Origin of the sequence: Vibrio sp. MA40-2, assembly GCF_047302445.1 — a bacterium.
Lineage (GTDB): Bacteria > Pseudomonadota > Gammaproteobacteria > Enterobacterales > Vibrionaceae > Vibrio.
In genome coordinates this window covers 994,306-1,013,815 of sequence record NZ_CP178627.1, presented here as the reverse complement: position 1 = coordinate 1,013,815, position 19,510 = coordinate 994,306, and the positions used below count along the sequence as shown (strand labels likewise).

General features: G+C 35.4%; 17 protein-coding genes and 6 pseudogenes. 21 read left to right on the top strand and 2 right to left on the bottom strand.

Annotated elements, in window-relative coordinates; all coding sequences use genetic code 11:
- Positions 1–54 precede the first annotated feature (54 nt).
- The 15 genes and pseudogenes from ACLKML_RS04480 to ACLKML_RS04410 all read left to right on the top strand — a co-directional run bounded on the left by ACLKML_RS04480 (position 55) and on the right by ACLKML_RS04410 (position 13,592).
- A complete protein-coding gene (locus ACLKML_RS04480; protein WP_413282528.1) occupies positions 55–873 on the top strand; it encodes a hypothetical protein in 819 nt (272 codons plus the stop codon).
- Positions 873–2,210 carry a hypothetical protein gene (locus ACLKML_RS04475; protein WP_413282527.1) on the top strand — a complete coding sequence of 446 codons (1,338 nt, stop codon included), beginning with the start codon at positions 873–875 and terminating at the stop codon, positions 2,208–2,210. The genes ACLKML_RS04480 and ACLKML_RS04475 overlap by 1 nt, the downstream gene beginning before the upstream one ends.
- Positions 2,203–3,399, top strand: coding sequence for an oligosaccharide flippase family protein (locus ACLKML_RS04470; RefSeq protein WP_413282526.1), 1,197 nt, complete (start codon positions 2,203–2,205; stop codon positions 3,397–3,399). Before ACLKML_RS04475 ends, ACLKML_RS04470 begins: the two co-directional genes overlap by 8 nt.
- The gene (locus tag ACLKML_RS04465) at positions 3,386–4,465 is read left to right on the top strand and encodes a glycosyltransferase (protein WP_413282525.1); all 1,080 of its coding nucleotides are present in this window, start codon (positions 3,386–3,388) and stop codon (positions 4,463–4,465) included. Before ACLKML_RS04470 ends, ACLKML_RS04465 begins: the two co-directional genes overlap by 14 nt.
- A 3-nt stretch (positions 4,466–4,468) precedes the next feature.
- Positions 4,469–5,431 (top strand): EpsG family protein, encoded by a 963-nt coding sequence (locus ACLKML_RS04460; protein WP_413282524.1) that lies wholly within the window; start codon positions 4,469–4,471, stop codon positions 5,429–5,431.
- A 244-nt stretch (positions 5,432–5,675) separates the two neighbouring features.
- Positions 5,676–5,804, top strand: a pseudogene (locus tag ACLKML_RS04455) (ISAs1 family transposase); the annotation flags it as partial.
- A 183-nt stretch (positions 5,805–5,987) separates the two neighbouring features.
- Positions 5,988–6,811 (top strand): annotated as a pseudogene (locus tag ACLKML_RS04450) (ISAs1 family transposase).
- Positions 6,812–6,879: 68 nt separating this feature from the next.
- Positions 6,880–7,452: a serine acetyltransferase gene (locus ACLKML_RS04445; RefSeq protein WP_413282523.1), complete on the top strand. Its 573-nt coding sequence runs from the start codon at positions 6,880–6,882 to the stop codon at positions 7,450–7,452.
- Complete coding sequence (locus tag ACLKML_RS04440; RefSeq protein ID WP_413282522.1) at positions 7,452–8,492, top strand: glycosyltransferase; 1,041 nt, start codon at positions 7,452–7,454, stop codon at positions 8,490–8,492. Before ACLKML_RS04445 ends, ACLKML_RS04440 begins: the two co-directional genes overlap by 1 nt.
- Positions 8,493–9,165: 673 nt before the next feature.
- Positions 9,166–9,867 (top strand): annotated as a pseudogene (locus ACLKML_RS04435) (ISAs1 family transposase).
- A 311-nt stretch (positions 9,868–10,178) separates the two neighbouring features.
- Positions 10,179–10,808 carry a hypothetical protein gene (locus ACLKML_RS04430; RefSeq protein WP_413282521.1) on the top strand — a complete coding sequence of 210 codons (630 nt, stop codon included), beginning with the start codon at positions 10,179–10,181 and terminating at the stop codon, positions 10,806–10,808.
- Positions 10,801–11,436: an HAD family hydrolase gene (locus ACLKML_RS04425; RefSeq protein ID WP_413282520.1), complete on the top strand. Its 636-nt coding sequence runs from the start codon at positions 10,801–10,803 to the stop codon at positions 11,434–11,436. The genes ACLKML_RS04430 and ACLKML_RS04425 overlap by 8 nt, the downstream gene beginning before the upstream one ends.
- Positions 11,429–12,523: a hypothetical protein gene (locus tag ACLKML_RS04420; RefSeq protein WP_413282519.1), complete on the top strand. Its 1,095-nt coding sequence runs from the start codon at positions 11,429–11,431 to the stop codon at positions 12,521–12,523. Before ACLKML_RS04425 ends, ACLKML_RS04420 begins: the two co-directional genes overlap by 8 nt.
- Positions 12,516–12,839 carry a hypothetical protein gene (locus tag ACLKML_RS04415; protein WP_413282518.1) on the top strand — a complete coding sequence of 108 codons (324 nt, stop codon included), beginning with the start codon at positions 12,516–12,518 and terminating at the stop codon, positions 12,837–12,839. The genes ACLKML_RS04420 and ACLKML_RS04415 overlap by 8 nt, the downstream gene beginning before the upstream one ends.
- Positions 12,840–13,592, top strand: coding sequence for a glycosyltransferase family 2 protein (locus ACLKML_RS04410; RefSeq protein WP_413282517.1), 753 nt, complete (start codon positions 12,840–12,842; stop codon positions 13,590–13,592).
- Positions 13,593–13,788: 196 nt separating this feature from the next.
- On the opposite strand, the pseudogene ACLKML_RS04405 reads toward ACLKML_RS04410, so the two are convergent.
- Positions 13,789–13,990 (bottom strand): annotated as a pseudogene (locus tag ACLKML_RS04405) (IS1634 family transposase); the annotation flags it as partial.
- Positions 13,991–14,210: 220 nt separating this feature from the next.
- Between ACLKML_RS04405 and ACLKML_RS04400 the strand changes: the two are divergent.
- The 4 genes and pseudogenes from ACLKML_RS04400 to ACLKML_RS04385 all read left to right on the top strand — a co-directional run bounded on the left by ACLKML_RS04400 (position 14,211) and on the right by ACLKML_RS04385 (position 18,466).
- Positions 14,211–15,034: pseudogene (locus ACLKML_RS04400) on the top strand (ISAs1 family transposase).
- 298 nt (positions 15,035–15,332) lie between these two features.
- On the top strand, positions 15,333–16,334 hold the full coding sequence (locus ACLKML_RS04395) for an NAD-dependent epimerase (RefSeq protein WP_413282516.1): 1,002 nt from the start codon (positions 15,333–15,335) through the stop codon (positions 16,332–16,334).
- An 8-nt stretch (positions 16,335–16,342) separates the two neighbouring features.
- Positions 16,343–17,458 carry a glycosyltransferase family 4 protein gene (locus ACLKML_RS04390; RefSeq protein ID WP_413282515.1) on the top strand — a complete coding sequence of 372 codons (1,116 nt, stop codon included), beginning with the start codon at positions 16,343–16,345 and terminating at the stop codon, positions 17,456–17,458.
- A gap of 507 nt (positions 17,459–17,965) precedes the next feature.
- A complete protein-coding gene (locus ACLKML_RS04385; protein ID WP_413282514.1) occupies positions 17,966–18,466 on the top strand; it encodes a hypothetical protein in 501 nt (166 codons plus the stop codon).
- 78 nt (positions 18,467–18,544) lie between these two features.
- On the opposite strand, the pseudogene ACLKML_RS04380 reads toward ACLKML_RS04385, so the two are convergent.
- Positions 18,545–18,766: pseudogene (locus ACLKML_RS04380) on the bottom strand (ATP-binding protein); the annotation flags it as partial.
- 77 nt (positions 18,767–18,843) lie between these two features.
- Between ACLKML_RS04380 and tnpA the strand changes: the two are divergent.
- Positions 18,844–19,143, top strand: a complete 300-nt coding sequence (gene tnpA, locus ACLKML_RS04375; protein ID WP_413282509.1) for an IS66 family insertion sequence element accessory protein TnpA — start codon at positions 18,844–18,846, stop codon at positions 19,141–19,143.
- On the top strand, positions 19,140–19,484 hold the full coding sequence (gene tnpB, locus ACLKML_RS04370; RefSeq protein WP_016785055.1) for an IS66 family insertion sequence element accessory protein TnpB: 345 nt from the start codon (positions 19,140–19,142) through the stop codon (positions 19,482–19,484). Before tnpA ends, tnpB begins: the two co-directional genes overlap by 4 nt.
- The last annotated feature ends 26 nt before the right edge of the window (positions 19,485–19,510 follow it).

Below are 19,510 nucleotides of genomic sequence, written 5' to 3'. Positions count from 1 at the left end.
GAGGTTCATGATTTTTCCGTGGGTGGTTATAGTGAATATAGTATCGGATGTATTATGTCTATTAAAGAAAAGAAATTGAAAGTGGCATTTTGCCTACATGGGATGTCAGTTGGTCTAAATGACAAGCATGGGGGACTCCCTGTTACATTTCAAAAAGAGTCAGATTTATATAAAGAGAATATATTAAATGAGAATATAGATGTTTTCTTTCATACATGGAGTGATGGACAAGAAGATCTTCTAGTTGAAACTTATAAGCCAAAATCTTATGTTTGCGAAATGAAAAAATCATTTGTAAATCCAACATTGTACTGGACTTTAAAGGGTATATATAAAAAATTGTCTGGCTTACCTGTAGAACTTAATAGATTTAATAATATCTATTCTCGATGGTATAGCTATAGAAGAGTATTCGAAATTCAAAAAGATTATAGTATTAAAAATGATATTAATTATGATTTTGTTATGATAACCAGATTTGATCTTAGCTTCTTTAATGTTTTGGACTTTTCAAGTTTGTGTGAAGAAAAATTTTACGTGCCTGGTTGGGTTGGATATAAAAATTCAAATGGTGAAAATATTAAAGAAGATACATTCAATAATAGCAAGGATAGATTCTTTAAATACCAACGTGGGTTTCCAACAGATGATAAAATGGGAATCTTAGATTTCTTTTTCATTGCTTCTCCAAAAGTAATGCAGATGTTTGTTGATGAATTAGAAAACCTAGAGGCTTTAATTAAGGAAACAAACAATACACGCACATCAAATCACAAAATAAGTCTAAAAATTTTAGATAAGATTGATAAGATTTCCAGTATAGAGTTTTTGATGGAATCAGGATCTGATTTTAATTTAACAAGGTGGACATAATGAAAATTCTTTTAGATCCTGGGTTGCTTTCTAGTGATTTTTTGAGAAAAATCAACGAAAAATTTAGTGAAAATATTCAGATTTTATCTGAAAATGACGAGCGTTATGAGTTGTATAAAAATATTGCAAGTGACTTGTACATACACCGCAACCCTACATGTTCTCCGTTAAATGACAACTTAAAAATTTGTCCACACTTTATCATTGAAGCAATAATAAATGACCATAAAACAATGATGTTATATGATCGTTCTAATTCACCTTTTAAAACAACAAGTAAGAAGATAAGGTGGATATCAAGTATTTGTGATTCGGTATATAAATTCATCAAGATGCATAAACCAGACATGATTATTTATCCTAGCACGCCACATGGTATAAATACGTGGATCATGGCTAAAGTAGCTGAATCGATGTCAGTCAAAGTGTGTACATTTCAAATATCAATAGTTCCGTGGCGTGTTGATATGCTTGAAGGGTTACATCGGAATCAAAAACGAATTAGTTTACATGATGAATTATATCTATCTAAAGAAGAAAAAGAACTAATACATGAGTTCACTGAAAAAAAGAAAGCTTCTAGAGATGTTGCTCTGCCGGATTACGAAGCGGAAAGGTTAAGAGCTAATAGAGGAAAATACTATAATATCATTGCAGACCTGAAGAATAACTGGCGAAGACCAGACTTATTAGTTAATAAATACAGATGCTTCTACAAATACAATGAATTGGCCGTGAGTGAGATAAATAAAAGCCAGGACTATAGTGTTTTTTTTCTACATTATCAACCTGAGAGAACTACTCTCCCGGAAGGATACGGATTTTCACAGCAATTACTTGCGATCAAAGAGCTCAGAGCTGCTTTACCTGTTACAACCAGCTTATATGTAAAAGAGCATCCTTCAACGTTCACAAATTTGTGTCATTGGAAAGAAAGAGATACCGACTTCTATAATGAGATATGTTCGATACCTGGTGTTGAGTTATTATCACTCGACTATGATTCATATGAATTGATGGATAAAGCTACTTTGATTTCGACAATTACAGGTAGTGTAGGTGTAGAGGCTTTAATAAGGGGAAACCGTGTTGTCTTTTTTGGTTGTGGAGCATACATCCACCATAATAAAAGTCATAAGTATACAGACAGATGTTCATTGAAAGAGTTCATTGATAGTGAATCAGATAGTTTTTTTGATGTGGAATCTCAACTTTTTGGTAGTGTAAGTGCATATGAAGGCCCATTTTTAATAAATAAAAATAATTACAATAGTATAAAGTCTACTGCAATAAGTAATGGAATATATCAATTTCTACAGAAAGAATTAAATGAGTAATCTTAAAAAAAATGCGATAATTTATTTGTTATCTGATTTATTTAGTCGTGGGTTACCTTTCTTATTAACACCCTATTTATTTCGCAGTTTAGGCAGTTCGGATTTCGCAAATTTATCTCTACAATTAGCATTTATTGCTACGACGCAAGTGTTGATTACATATGGGGGGGAAAAATTAATTGTACGTTATTTCTTTCGTTATAGTCGAGATGGCGTATTAAGATTAATGTTTCTTTTGTTAAAGGTAAATTTTACAATAACAATCATTACTTTTCTTCTGCTGAATATTTTCTCTGAACAAGAGTATATCATCGCTCTACTTTGTTCTCTGACATTCTCAGTATTAGGGCTCTTTGCTTCGTTGCAAAACTGCAAAGGAAGAGGTCTATCAACCAGCTTGATTAAATTAGTTCCTATAGTTATTTCCACAATTATTACAATATTATGTTTTGAATTTTACCAAGCAACATATACGATAAGAATTCAAATGATTTTAATATCTAATTGTATTGTGATGCTTTTCTGTTTTAGTTTTTTTAAAAAAAATATACAACGTCGCAGACTTCTATGGGAAAAAAAAATGAATAAATTCATTATTTTTGGTGGAGGTTCATTTTTGATTACTAATTTCACATTTGTCATGAAAGGTCAGGTAGACAGGTTTTTTATATATGAAAAGTTTGGAGCCGATTTACTCTCTGTATATGCACTAGCTTATCAATATGCTGGGGTGATTTCGGTAGTGTCGTTAGCACTGAGTAGAGCGCTTATGCCTACTTTGCAAACCCAAATTAAAAGTAAAAAAATAGAACAAAAACATTCGCTTTTGGTTTTGTTAGTCACTGCTCTTTTATCTGTGATTGTTTTTATTTTCTTTTATTATTTGCCAAATTCTGTGTATACATTCATATTTGGTGAGTCAGTTACCGATTTTGGTTTTATATTATCAATTTTTTCAGTCTCAAACATTTTAACTTTATGTTACATAATACCATCCAATATATTGGTCCATAAAGGTCTCACGGCTAGATTGGCAAGTTATAACTGGTTATCGATTGCGCTCTATTTTTCTTTGGTTTATTTATTTTCCTTTTACGGAATACGTTATATTCCTTTTGCTATGCTTTTGTCTAACTTATTTCTAAGTGTTATATATTGTTTTGATAAGGTTATATATGAAAAATATTAATTTATTAGTACGTTCTCTTAACGCTGGTGGAGCGGAAGGCGTTGCCGTTAAACTTGCAAATGAACTGTCGAATAATGGTAATAATAAAGTGAACCTTATCACTCTTTTAGGTGAGCGCAACCAAACTTTGGGCAGTAAAGTCGCAGATTCTGTATCAATTATATTTTTCAGAAAGAAGAGAGCAGCGTATACTTTATTTTCATTAACAAAGTTATTAGTATCTTCTAAGCAAGACGACATTTTTATATCGTTTAACTATGAAACAACAATGATGCTTAACGTTATCAACAAGTTGTTATTTAAAAAAGTTAAAGTCATATCGAGAAATATCAACACTATTTCAAAGAATTTAGACTTGTCAAGAACTTCATTCATTAGTAAATTCGTTTATTTTTGTTTTAATAAGATCTATTTTGATTCTGATATTATAGTTAATCAATGTAATGCTATGCAGGAGGATATGATCTCACTATTTCCCTTCCATCAAAATAAGATGAGAGTCATCTATAATCCAGTTATTTTTGACTATAATGATTTTAGTAAACAGAACGAGTTTGACAAATATATTTTGTATGTTGGGAGGCTAGAAAGGCAGAAATCAGTACATAGACTCATCGAAATTTTTTCGAAACTTAATGACAAAAGTATAAATCTTGTCATTGCTGGTGACGGTTCTATGAAACAAAGTTTAATTGAATTAACTGAGAAGTTAGGTTTGAGCAGTCGCATCTTCTTTTTAGGCGTTACATCAGACGTTGCAAAGCTTTATTATAATGCTCAACTTACTGCTTTGACTTCTTTGTATGAGGGTTTTCCAAATGTTTTAATAGAATCGATTTCATATGGAACTCCAGTTGTTAGTTTCGACTGTCCATCTGGACCCGCAGAAATAATAAATTCTGATAATGGTCTACTTGTCAAAAATAATGATGTCATACATTTTTTAGATTGTGTAGAATTATTACTTAATAACCAAGAGGATAGGGAAACTATTAGACAATCTATAGCTGATTTTTCTATTTCGAATATTGCATTTATATATAACAACCTTATTGAAGAGATGTAGATCATGTTCATTTCCTTGAATAGATTTATATTTAATCTATTGTTGTTAGGTATCGGATTATATCTAACTTTTGTGGTCCCTGTTGATGCGGTTTTAGATAGACATAACTATCTCACATACGCTAAAGGTTCTATAGAGATATTACAACGAAATTTCGACATTTCAATATTTTATGTTTTTTTTAATGATCCATTGTGGTTATTGCTCAATACATTTTTAATGCAGTTTCTCTCGCCTGAGAGTGTAATTCGGTCATTAATATTTTTTCCATTCGTATTGACAGGATATATTTCTTCAAAGAAAGTAAGAAATAAAGAGTTGATTTTATACCTATTTTTAGTTGTGATCTTTCCCCTTGTTATAAAAAATAACATAGTGCATTTGAGGCAAGGTGTTGCTATTTGTTTTTTTTGTATTGGATGGTTTTTTTTTGAAAATGCAAAAGCACGGGTCTTATTTTATCTTTTGGCAACGTTAATTCATTCTAGTTTTTGGTTTCTTGCCCCTTTTGGGATTTGGCATTACTTCCATAAAAAGCTCGGTTATAAAAGAATACTTTATTGGTTCGGAACTATTAGTTTAATACTATGTATAATTTTTATATTTAAAACTGTAGTATCTTATCTCCCAGTCAGACAAGTTGAACGTGTAGTTTCATCCTCACTTAATGTCAGCGGAATTGGACTTTTTTTTTGGTCCTCTCTATTGTTATTATTTTTTACATTCAAGAAAAATGAATTATATAAGTATAGACTCATAATTTCTATTTTACCTTTATATATATCTGGCTATTTTTTTGTTCCTTTTATATCTAGAGTATTTGAAAGTTTTGTTATTTTTATTATCATTATTCCATTCTTAATTGATGGAAAGAATAGGTTTTTAGCATTCTTACCTATTTTGGTTTTCATTTTTTATTATTATTTCACAAATTTGGGCAAACCTTTTTTTGGCTGGGGTTATTAACCAGCTAAGATTCTTGGGAAGGTATCAGCAAGGAAAAATCATGTACGTGCCCATGTTTAAAGGTTCGTCGCTTGTTAGGCTCAGTCAGGGCAAGATCTCATGAAAAACCCTTGTGAAATAAGGCTTGACCGAGCTCATGATTTCTACATTGAAGCCACATAAATTGCAATAATATATTGATCGATTTGACGATTAAAACTAGCTGTGATTATATACTGACTTTTACAGAAACGAAGTCAGTATAATGAACGGATTAAGCCTTTTGGATCATATTTCAGTTATTAAAGACCTACGCCGCTCATAGAAAGTAGAACACAAACTTACCGATGTTGTGTTTCTTACGGTGGCGGTAGTCGTTGCGAGTTCGAAAGGCAGGAGGAGGCAAAGAAAAATTAGGTACATGTCGATTTCTAAAGGGTTCGTGACGTATTGAGTTCTCAATTTTTGAACTTCACTAGTTAACGTTATCACATAACAGTCAATTCTCCGATGATCGATTTGTAATGCATTTTCAGTGTATTTCTAATACCTCCATAGACAAATTGGAGGTTCAACAATGAGTAAGTCGCACCCATTTATGCATTTCGACCTCATTCCAGATTACCGATAGCAAGGCAAAGTCGAACATAAGTTAACTGATATCATTCTGTTAACAGTTTGCGCTGTGCTTTCTGGTCAAGACGACTGGAAAGTGATTAGCCTTTACAGTGAAGTTAAGTTGGATTTCTTAAAGCGATTTGGTGATTTTAGTGATTGTGTACCATCTACTTCGACAATAGTTAGAGCGATAGGCATGATTAGCGCCGTAACCATCCCTTAAAATAGGTGTATTCCGATTTAGAGTTCTTCCGTTTAAACTAAACAAAAACCCAAATTACTTGCTTGCGGTGAAAGGCCATCGAGGTCGTTTAGAGCAAGCATTCGATAATTATTTCGATATGAGTATGCTACAAAAACACGATGGCGATTCTTACAGTACACAAGAAAAGTCGTGTGGTAGACAAGAAACTAGATTGGCTAGAGCTAAAAACAATGGGTATAGTCGTTTCTGTAAGGCAAGAAGAAGCCGTTGCAAAAGAGTCATAAATCACGGTGAGATACTACATTAGCTCGGAAGTTTTAAATGCTAAGGAGTTGTTAAATGCAACGCGTTCACATTGGTTGGTCGAGTCGATGCATTGGTCTCTCGATACGACATTTGGTGAAGACGCTTGCCGAAAACGGGCAGAAGAAAGTGCATAGAACTTTGCAAGGATCAGACAGATGTGTTTAAACATACTAAAGAGTGAAACGACTTTGAAAGCGAGCATTAAACATAAAAGAGCGATGTGTGCGATGGATTCTGAGTACCTTTTGAAGGTGCTGGCAAGCCTTTATTGACGGGGAGGTTCATGATTTCCTCATATACTGTGGCTTCCACCTTTAAATCTTAATCATGGGGGAACTGAATGATGATACTATCTGAATGTTGGCGTTATATAAAAAGTGATGCTTATAGATATTTTGGGAAATGTGGTTTTTTCGATATAATTTCTTTGTGTGCTAGCAACCGATTTTTTCGGTTTTGTCTATATTTTAGATTATCTAAGTCGAATAATTTATTTATTAGAATCCCAAGCTCTCTATTCAAGGCATGGCTAGGTTCAAGAGTAAATATTCAAATAAGTAGTAAAGTGCCAATTGGCTATGGTTTGTTTATTCCACACGGAAATGTAGTAGTGAATTCGACAGCAACTATTGGTGATAACTTTACAATGTGTCAGTTTAGTTCTATTGGATCTGTAAAAGGGAATGCTGCAAGTATCGGAAGTAATGTCTATGTAGCCCCAAATGTTTCAATTGTCGAAGATGTTATAATAAGTGATAATGTTGTAATTGGCGCAGGTTCTGTAGTAGTCAAAAACATCGAAACTAGCTCCATTGTTTGTGGTGTCCCTTCCAGGAAGGTAAATACACTTGCTCAAGATAAGGTTGAATATTATATTTATAATTTTTTCAACGTTGATGGGTTTAATGGATAATGAGAATAGCTTATATAATTACAGGGTTAGCTCGCGGTGGGGCTGAAGCGCAACTCGCGACAGTATCCAAACACTTAAGTGCTAACCATGACGTGGCAATATTTTCTATTGCTAACAATAGAGACTTAATCAAAAGGTTTGAAGGGGTAGAAGTTAATTATTTTCCATTGACGAAGATAGCGAACCTTTATCATTTATACAAAGCACTATGTAAATTCAAACCCGATGTATTGCACTCTCATATGATCCATTCAAATATACTGTCACCAATTTATGCCAAATTGATGAGTGTTCCTTGTTTTATTACCTCTCATAATACAAATGAAGGAAATAAAATGAGATTTGAAGTTTTGAAAATTTTAGTGAAAATTTTTAAACCTCATGTTTCTCATGTGTCAAATAAAGGTAGGTTGAACTATTTGGAACAAGGTTTTTTGGAACCTATTGAACTATATACCAACCCTGTTTCGTTAGAAAAATTTTCATTAGGTAATACAAAAAGGAATCATCAGGTCAAATGGATTAACATAGCCAGTCTTACAGATCAAAAGCGGCATGACAGACTTCTTAAAGTTTTAAAAAAATACCTTGTTAATTATCCTGAAGATATATTGCAAATAGTTGGTTCAGGCAAAAATTTTGCAAAGATTAAAATGTTGATAGAAGAGTATAACCTTCATGATAATGTGATAATGTTGGGGCCTCGTGATGATATTAATTTGTTGCTTAATGAATCTGATTACTTTGTTCTTAGTTCTGACTGGGAAGGGCTACCAGTATCCGTAATTGAATCTCTTAGTTCTAATGTTCCAGTAGTGAGTACAGATTGTGGTGATATTTCATCCGTAGTAACTGAGGGCGTAAATGGTTATTTGGCAAAAATAGGCGAACGTGAATTACTCGAAGCTATGTTGAAAGCTAGAAAAGTTGACGATCTTGCATATGAACGTTTAAGTGAAAACAGTAATAAATCTGTTCAGCGCTTCGATGTACATAATGTTGTTACTTTACTTGAAGAACTCTATAGATCTAAATGTTAGGTTGAATTTATTTGTTAGTCACGCTATTTGTTTTGTGTAATTAGTATTCTGCTTAAATGGAAAAGTTATTTTTTGTTATCAATGTTGATTGGTTTTTCGTTTCACACTGATTTCCTGTTACTTTTAAAGTCAGGGAAATCGCATGAGTGTGCTGCGGAGCACCGAGGTTAACTTAAGGTTAAGGTTAGTTATTTGAGCGTAAGCTTAAGAAGATATAAAGGTAGGCCCTTAAAGTCTACTGTCGGAAGTCGGCTTTAAACCGTCTGCAAGTGGCTCTTATTAAGAGTAATGGGCAGAAGCGTTGAAAGGAAATCAGAAAAGAATTCTGGCGAGGTGCGGTGCATGGAGATGAGTTATTCTGAACCCATGTGGACGCGTCGTTAATTTAAAGCAACATCAAAACTGAAATCGTCTCATTATTTCAGGATAAGTACACTGGTTAACTCCGAATGCTGGGTGCTCGGTGTAAAGTGGGCATGCAAGGAAAAATCACGTACATGTCGATTTTTAAAGGGTTCGTGACGTATTGAGTTCTCAATTCTTGAACTTCACTAGTTAACGTTTTCACATAACAGTCAATTGTCCGATGATCGATGTGTAGTGCATTTCCAGTGTTTTCTAATACCTCCATAGACAAATTGAAGGTTCAGCAGTGAGTAAGCCGCACCCATTTATGCATTTTGACGTCATTCCAGATTACCGATAGCAAAGCAAAGTCGAACACAAGTTAACTGATATCATTCTGTTACAGTTTGTGCTGTGCTTTCTGGTCAAGATGACTGGAAAGTGGTTAGCCTTTACGGTGAAGTTAAGTTGGATTTCTTGAAGCGATTTAGAGTTTTTCCGTTCAAACTAAACAAAAACGCAAATTACTTGCTTGCGGTGAAAGGCAATCAAGGTCGTTTAGAGCAAGCATTCGATAATTATTTCGATATGAGTATGCTACAAAAACACGATGGCGATTCTTACAGTACACAAGAAAAGTCGTGTGGTAGACAAGAAACTAGATTGGCTAGAGCTAAAAATAATGGGTATAGTCGTTTCTGTAAGGCAAGAAGAAGCCGTTGCAAAAGAGTCAGAAATCACGGTGAGATACTACATTAGCTCGGAAGTTTTAAATGCTAAGGAGTTGTTAAATGCAACGCGTTCACATTGGTTGGTCGAGTCGATGCATTGGTCTCTCGATACGACATTTGGTGAAGACGCTTGCCGAAAACGGACAGAAGAAAGTGCATAGAACTTTGCAAGGATCAAATAGATGTATTTAAACATACTGAAGAGTGAAACGACTTTGAAAGCGAGCATTAAACATAAAAGAGCGATGTGTGCGATGGATTCTAAGTACCTTTTGAAGGTGCTGGCAAGCCTTTATTGACGAGGAAGTTCATGATTTCTCCGTGGGTTTAATGCGTATGTTCTTGCGGTTTCCGTGGAATGAGTCCAGAAAAAGAACGTAAGAACGAGCAGAGAATTTTCAAGGATCAGATAGAGTTGTTCGAACTTTTCGAGACCAGAAAGATCATTCAAAGGTAATATAAAGCGCAAAAGAAATAAGTGTGCGATGGATAATAACTATCTCCGGAAGGTATTAAGAACCCTGAAAGCACGCACCTCTTCATGACTTTTCCCTGATGTTCATAAAGTTTTCGAGTAGTTCCGTTATGTAAAAATAAGAAGGATAAATCAATGGAAATTATCGCCCATCGTGGCTTTTGGAATGATGTTTCTGAGCAAAACAGCGATGTTGCTTTTGAACGAGCACTGTCGAATGGTTTTGGGATAGAGACAGATTTGAGAGATTACAATCAAAAGATCGTTATTAGCCATGACATAGCGAATAATAGTTCGATGACTCTAATTAGGTTTCTTGAAATCTGTAATAAATACAGTAATAAATTAGTGCTAGCATTAAATGTTAAGTCAGATGGTTTACAAGAAATTCTAAGGAACACCGATATTGGGAATAAACATTTTTATTTCGATATGTCGGTTCCTGATATGTTTGGTTTCCTCCGCAAAGACATGGTTTTCTATAGTCGATATTCGGATGTAGAGTTATCCCCTTCACTTTATGACAAAGCAGATGGTATTTGGCTTGATAATTTCTCTGATGCTCAATTAAATATTGATGCACTCGAAAGATTCTTAGAACATGATAAGTCGGTAGTACTTGTTTCACCTGAGTTACATAAGAGGAAAGAGTTTGAATACTGGCAAACATTGAAAAATATATTAAATGAACATCCAGAGTGGGCAAATAAAATTGCTCTATGCACAGATTTTCCAAGTAAAGCAAGAGATTTTTTTCATGGCTAATAAAATTAAAGCAGTTATTTTTGATATGGATGGAGTGTTAATTGATGCAAAAGATTGGCACTATGATGCACTAAATAAAGCACTTGAAATCTTTGGGTTAACTATTAGTCGCCACGATCATTTAACAACATTTGATGGCTTATCTACAGGTGAAAAGTTGAGAATGCTTTCTAAGGTGCATGTATTACCAGAGTCGCTTCATAGCTTTATTAATGAAATGAAGCAACAATATACGATGGACATTACTCATCAATTATGCAAACCGATTTTCCATCATCAATATGCCCTATCTAAGTTAAAAGAGAATGGATATCAGATAGCTGTTGCATCAAATTCTATCCGTAATACGGTTAAAGTGATGATGGATAAATCTTCTTTAATGCAGTACTTGGATTTTTACCTGTCAAATCAGGATGTGGATAAAGGTAAGCCAGATCCTGAGATATATAACCTTGCTATTTCAAAATTAGGTTTGACACCACAAGAATGTGTTATTGTAGAAGATAATGATCATGGGTTAAAAGCAGCGAAAGCATCTGGTGCAAATGTATTAAAGGTAGATACTATCCATGATGTTAATTTTGACAATATAACTAAATTTATTAAAGAGGTAGAATTAAATGATTAATGTTTTAGTTCCTCTTTCTGGTGGTAATACTTTTAAGGTTTCAGCTGAAAATAATTACCCTAAAATTCTCACAGATGTCGATGGTCAATTGTTGATTGAACGTGCAGCAAAACCATTTTTGTCTGCTAATCAGAATTATAAGATCACTATAGCATTGCCTCAACCTGAGGCAGATAAATACCAGTTACCGAATGTATTGCGTTTATTAGGTAATAGAGTAAATTCATGCTCTATTAACGGAAATACACAAGGTGCTATTTGCTCTGCCCTATTAGCAATAGAAGAGTTAGATCTTGATAGTCCACTGATCGTAACTAGTTTTGAGCAAGTGTTTGATATTGATATTAATAGACACATCGAAACTTTTATTGACGAAAGTGTCGATGCAGGAGTGTTAACATTTGATTCAAAACATCCCAAATGGTCTTACGTTAAGACAGATGAAAATGATTTTGTAACTCAAGCTGCTGAAAAAATGCCAATTAGCAACAGAGCTATAGCAGGCTTATATTACTTCAAATCTGGTAGACTCTTTGTCGAATCTGCTAAAAATATGATCCGTAAAGATGTTAAAACCAACAATAGCTTTTATATATCACCTACACTAAATGAAGTAATTCTAAAGGAAGGTAAAGTTAAAGCAATTGATATTGATAAAAATTGTTATTTTCATGTAAATAACGATCATGAGTTATCTAATTACGAACAAAAAGTTTCAGATGAAATCTCTAAGAAGAAAGAGCAGGTCCTGAACAAGACAGAGGGCTATGCGAAGGCATTCGATTCAATGGATATTGAAGAAGTAATAACATATTTCTCTAAAACATCCATTCTTTCAGATCCAGTAGGAAGATTTATTGGAAAATCAGAAATATATGAATATGTTAAAGGTTTTTTTGATGTGTCGAAAAGCTTGAAATTTAATGTAAAAAGTATTTTAGTGACAAATAGCTTGCATTCAATTATAGAGTTTGAATTATATATTGATGGTGCTAGTTTTGTTGGTACAGATGTTATCGAGTGGAATTCCGAAATACAGATTCAAGAGTTGAGAGCTTATCTTTATGAGACGAAAGAAAATGGATAAACATAATATTTCTAATTTTGTTCGTGGATGGTTTGTTGGCGGATTCGAACCAACATTATTTAAGACTACAGATGTAGAAGTAGCAGTACAACATTTTAAAAAAGGTGATAATGAAGTAAGTCACTGTCATAAAATTGCAACAGAGATAACAATGATTGTATCTGGAAAAGCAAGAATGAGAGGTACTATATTAGAAACTGGTGATATAATACGAATTTTACCTGGTGAGTATACAGATTTTGAAGCCTTAGAGGATACAGTGACAACCGTAGTTAAATTACCTGGTGTACTTAATGATAAGTATTTGGAGAAGTAAATGTTAAATATAGTTGTTCCTATGGCAGGACGTGGAAGTCGCTTTGCGAAAGAAGGCTATGAATTACCTAAGCCTTTAATTAATGTTAATGGTAAACACATGATAGAAGTTGTTATTAACAACCTTACGCCTGACTATGAGCATCGATTTATTTTCGTTTGTCAAAACGAACATATTGAAAAGTATAACCTAAATGAGGTGTTTTCTAGTTCATGTGATAATTTTGAAATTGTCGGCATCGATGGTTTTACAGAAGGTGCTGCAATTACTGTATTAAAAGCCCGTAAGTTTCTTGAAAATGATGAGCCACTGATGATCGCTAATAGTGATCAGTGGGTCGATGTCGATATTAATGAGTATCTGCAAGATATTGAAGATCGAAACCTGTCCGGAAGTATGTTAACGATGAAAGCAAGTGACCCTAAGTGGTCATATGCAAAAGTGACAAAAGAAGGTTTTGTCACTGAGGTAGTAGAGAAAGTTGTTGTGTCAGATGAGGCAACAGTTGGTATATATAACTTTTCATCAGGCAGAACTTTCTGTAAATTTGCTGATCATATGGTAGATAATAACATTCGAAGTGGCGGTGAATTTTATGTTGCACCTGTTTATACTTATATGGCGGATAGAAAATATAGAATTGGTATTTATAACATTGGTAGTGAAGCGAACGGAATGTATGGTTTGGGTATCCCGTCGGATCTAGAGTTATTTTTGAGCTTAGAAATAAGTAATAAAGCAACTTTATTTTAATTCAATTTATTTGCGCCTTTACTCTAAGGAAAATTCTAATAGCTCAGGAAATAGCATGAAGGTGCCTGAGTTTACTGGACTAAACATATACTTCAAACTTACTTTTTGAGTACATATCTCAAACTTTATGACAGTGATCTTTAATGAATTAGCGATTAAAAAGATCATCTTATAGATCCGAGATTCCGCAGCTAATTTAGGAATCAACCGTTTCGTATAATGTGCCAAGAAGTTTGAACAGCCGAGTATGATGCTCTTGAATACCCGTGATAAAGCTTTCACAGCTAAATTCGAGTGTGTCGATACCCCCTCGAGTTTTAAGAATACCCAGGAGCAGTCGGTTTGGTTGCCGTCTTGTTCTTCACCATACTAGGAAAGAATGCCTTGGTTGTAACTATTCAGCCACGAGGCCTTGACACCAGGGCAAGATCATGGAATCCCTTGTCAGGCGAAAATCACGTACATGTCCATTTTTAAAGGGTTCGTGACGTATTGAGTTCTCAATTTTTGAACTTCACTAGTTAATGTTATCACATAACAGTCAATTGTCCGATGATCGATGTGTAGTGCATTTTCAGTGTTTTCTAATACCTCCATAAACAAATTGGAGGTTCAACAATGAGTAAGCCGCATCCATTTATGCATTTCGACCTCATTCCAGATTACCGATAGCAAGGCAAAGTCGAACACAAGTTAACTGATATCATTTTGTTAACAGTTTGCGCTGTGCTTTCTGGTCAAGACGGCTAGAAAGCGATTTGCCTTTACGGTGAAGTTAAGTTGGATTTCTTGAAGCGATTTGGTGATTTTAGTGATGGTTTACCATCTGCTTCGACAATAGTTAGAGCGATGGGTATGATTAGCGCTGTAACCATCCCTTAAAATAGGTGTATTCCGATTTAGAGTTCTTCTGTTTAAACTAAACAAAAACGCAAATTACTTTCTTGCGGTGAAAGGCAATCAAGGTCGTTTAGAGCAAGCATTCGATAATTATTTCGATATGAGTATGCTACAAAAACACGATGGCGATTCTTACAGTACACAAGAAAAATCGTGTGGTAGACAAGAAATTAGATTGGCTAGAGCTAAAAACAATGGGTATAGTCGTTTCTGTAAGGCAAGAAGAAGCCGTTGCAAAAGAGTCAGAAATCACGGTGAGATACTACATTAGCTCGGAAGTTTTAAATGCTAAGGAGTTGTTAAATGCAACGCGTTCACATTGGTTGGTCGAGTCGATGCATTGGTCTCTCGATACGACATTTGGTGAGAACGCTTGCCGAAAACGGACAGAAGAAAGTGCATAGAACTTTGCAAGGATCAAACAGATGTGTTTAAACATACTGAAGAGTGAAACGACTTTGAAAGCGAGCATTAAACATAAAATAGCGATGTGTGCGATGGATTCTGAGTACCTTTTGAAGGTGCTGGCAAGCCTTTATTGACGAGGAGGTTCATGATTTTTCCGTGGTAGGGGAGGTTCCTGTGGTCTACTCTCCTTGGCTTTATTGAAGATGCTAGTCGCATTCGAGTTGATGATAGAACCGAGGCTTTTTCAAGAGTCAGGCAGGCTAGTTTAAACCTATTGAAGGCAGAAACGAGCTTTAAAGGCGGAATAAAACGGAAGCGCATGATGTGTGCAATGGACGAAAGCTACTTAAGCAAAGTGCTAGCAAGTTAGGCATAATGCGGATGTTCATGCGGTTTCCGTATAATACAAAGTTTAAGATCATGGGAATAGAAATGAAATATTTAGTTACCGGCTCGGCCGGTTTTATTAGCAGCTGCGTTGTAGAGAAGATTACAGCGAAAGGTCATATGGTTGTAGGTATAGATAATTTGAACGATTACTATGATGTTTCTTTGAAAGAAGCACGTTTACAGCGTATCCAACACCCTAATTTTCGAGTGATTACAATGGACATTTCAGACCGTAATTGCATTGAACAATTATTCAGTGATGAACAGTTTGATCAGGTTATCCACTTAGCTGCGCAAGCAGGAGTTCGATATTCAATTGAGAATCCACACGCATATGCAGACTCTAATTTGGTCGGTCACCTGAATATTCTTGAGGGATGTCGTCAGAATAATGTAAAACACCTCGTCTATGCTTCTTCTAGTTCTGTCTATGGCCTCAATGCAAAAACTCCATTTTCTACTGCTGATTCTGTGGACCATCCTGTATCTTTTTATGCTGCAACGAAGAAGTCAAATGAGTTAATGGCGCACAGCTACTCTCACTTGTACGATATCCCTACTACTGCTCTCCGTTTCTTTACTGTTTACGGTTCTTGGGGGCGCCCAGACATGGCCCCATTCATCTTTACCAAAAAGATCTTAGATGGTGACACTATTGATATTAACAATAACGGTGACATGTGGCGTGATTTTACTCACATAGACGATATTGTTGAAGGTATTATTAGAATCGCAGATGTTATTCCAGAGCGAAACATCGATTGGACGGTAGAGTCTGGCTCACCAGCGACCAGCTCAGCTCCTTATGCCGTTTATAACATTGGCCATGGCTCACCTATTAAGCTTATGGACTTTGTAAAGGCTATCGAAGATGAGTTAGGTATCAAAGCAAAGAAAAATTTTCGTGAGATGCAACCTGGAGATGTTTACCAGACTTATGCGGATACTCAACATCTATTTGAAGCTACTGGATATAAACCAGAGGTTAGTATTAAACAAGGTGTAAAAGAATTTGTTGATTGGAACAAAAGTTATTATATGTAAGGAAAACAATGAAAACTGTAGTCATTACCTCCAATACGAGTTGGTATCTATATAACTTTCGAAAAAATACTATCTTGGCGCTGATTGAGAAAGGGTATAAGGTAATCGCAATTTCCCCTAAAGATGACTACTCTAAGAAGTTGAAAGATTTAGGGGCAGATTACTATCATATTGGTATCGATCAAGGGGGAACCAATCCTTTGAAAGATTTAGGGACTTTTTACCAATTTTTTAAGCTGTACCGAAACATCCGCCCAGATGCGATACTGAACTTTACCCCAAAAAGCAATATTTATAGCACGTTAGCTGCCCAATTTGTAAACGCAAAGGTAATCAATAATATAGCCGGGCTTGGTATGGTCTTTATTAATGAGAATATAACAGCAAAGCTAGCTCGATTTTTGTACAAGATAAGCCAACCTAAAGCTCATACTATTTTCTTTCAAAACGAAGAAGATAAGGGGATTTTCGCAAAATACCAATTAGCACCAGTTGAAATAACTGAGAGAGTTCCCGGTTCTGGTGTAGACCTATCGCGCTTTTCAATTAAGGAAAGTAATGATGATGGCTGTGTACGATTCTTGCTGATTGCTCGAATGTTATTTGACAAAGGCATTGGGCACTATGTTGACTCTGCCAGAGAGCTTAAAGCAAAATATGGTGACAATGTTGAGTTTCGTTTACTTGGATTTTTGGACGTAAACAATCCTTCTGCCGTGTCTAAACCTAAAATGCAATCATGGGTAGATGAAGGCATAGTCAATTATTTAGGTGTATCAGATACGGTTGAGGAAGAAATTGCTCAGGTAGACTGTATGGTGCTTCCTTCATTTTATCGAGAAGGAGTTCCTAAATCCTTACTTGAAGCTTGTGCGATGGGGAAACCCATTGTAACAACAGATAACGTTGGCTGTAGAGAAACTGTCGATGATGGTGTCAATGGTTACTTATGCGATGTGCGGAGTACGCAAAGTCTCATTGAAAAGCTTGATCTAATGATCAAGCATTCGCATCAAGAACGCTTGCATATGGGCCGAATGAGTCGTACGAAAGTAGAACAAGAATTTGATGAAAAGATTGTGATAAGCAAGTACTTGCATGCAGTCGAATCAGCTATTAAATAAGGTTTAAAATGAAAATAGCAATTAACAAATAAGAGGTGGATCAACAATTAATGGCGATACATATCAATTGAAAGTGTTCCTGCTGCTTGTGGAGGATTCATGCTGTTCATAGACAATCAGATTGTTATGAGGGGTGGCAACGTTATTTGCTAGAACTAACAAACCGCTTACCAGAGGGATTCTATTTATACGTTCCGGCAATCTACACTCAAGGCGAAAAACATGAATTCTTATTGCCTGAATAATAAGGTTACGTTTTGGTATTGTTTATTTAACCGATGATTTCCTTATGAGCATATATAAAAGATATCGATTCCCTCCTGAAATTATCCGACATACCACCTGTTAGTACTAACGTTTTAGCTTGAGTTTTAGGGATGATGAAGATCTTCTAACACCTCTATTTCAAAGTAGATACCATACTTGAATTAATATACAAACTAATGCATTTTAATAAATTTGAGGAATTTCAATTTATACTAATGTTATATATAAAGGTTTTTCATTATGAAAAAAACGTTAGTTTCTGGTGCGGTAGTGCTCGCATTTGTAGGTGGTTTTGGAGCCAATTCTTTTCTTCAAAGTAAGGCTACCGAAGAAGTACCTAAAAACGTACTTCATGCGTTGAAAAATATTGCACCTGAAGTTGAAGATAATCATATTGAAGAAGAGTATGTCATATATTTCGTTATCAGTGGTAGACGTTCACCAGTCCCACTCAGTCTTAAGCACACCGCTAACGTTGGCACTTTTGCGTCAGAAGTAACGGGTAAATTCACTTTACCTAAAGACAAAGGCATTACAAAAACGTTTATCACAGAGGCCACATCTTTCAATGAAGATATTTCTTATAGGATATCTACAGTTTCTAATAACATTGAATTAGATGCCGCTTTTGACATTGGCCCTATTCCACTTAGTCGTACAGAAAACTTAAGTATGGGAACATTTACCTTTAATGTGGATGGCAACACGGATGCGTTGACTTATTCTGCGAACATCTGTTAATTTGCACTTAAATCTGATCCACGATTTGCATCTAAAAGTGATCCACCTAAGCAGGTCTATTTAGACCATATTTTTAGGTTAATTTCTACTGGTTTTCTCCTTAGACTTCTTCTTTGACGCTTTAAATCGATAACTGTCATTACCTGTTTCAATGATGTGACAGTGATGAGTGAGTCGATCGAGTAGTGCCGTTGTCATCTTTGCATCACCAAACACCTTTGACCATTCAGTAAAGTTAAGATTAGTTGTGATAACAACACTTGTGCGCTCATAGAGCTTGCTCAGTAGGTGGAACAGCAACGGTAAGCGTCTAATTAACCACACGTTCTAATTCCGCTCTACCTTTGTCATAGTTTTTTCAACCTAACGGAGGAACTATGACTCAATCTGAAAAACACCAACATTGGACAACCATTGTCTCTAATCAGCAAGAAAGCGGACTTTCTGTTCCGCAGTTTTGCAAAGAGCACGACATCAATTACGCCACTTTTCATTATTGGTTGAAGAAACTCAAACAAACTGATGATGAGCAGGTTGCCCATCAAGTGGTAATAAATGATCGTCCACCTTTAGGTTCGGAGGCGGTTGTTGTACATCTACCTAATGGACTTAGAGCGGAACTGCCAACCTCATTACCACTGGTACAAATTCAAACTTGGCTTAAGGCGCTGCAATGATCCCCAGTGGCGCGGTCTATCTCGTCTCTGGTATCACCGATATGAGAAAGTCGATTGATGGCCTGTCTCTTATTGTCGCGGATGTGCTAGAAATGGATCCATTGAGCAGCGCGTGGTTCATCTTTTGTAATCGTGGCCGAGATAAAATCAAAATTCTCTTTTGGGATACCAACGGATTTTGGCTCTATTACCGCCGACTAGAAAAAGGCCGCTTTAAGTGGCCCAAGCCCACAGCAGTTGGGCATATCCATATCTCTACGCAACAACTTAACTGGCTATTATCTGGGCTAAACCTTGAAAACCCCAAGGCTCATCAACCTCTATATGGCAGAGAAGTGTGAACTTGAATACTGATCCCCAAATTGGG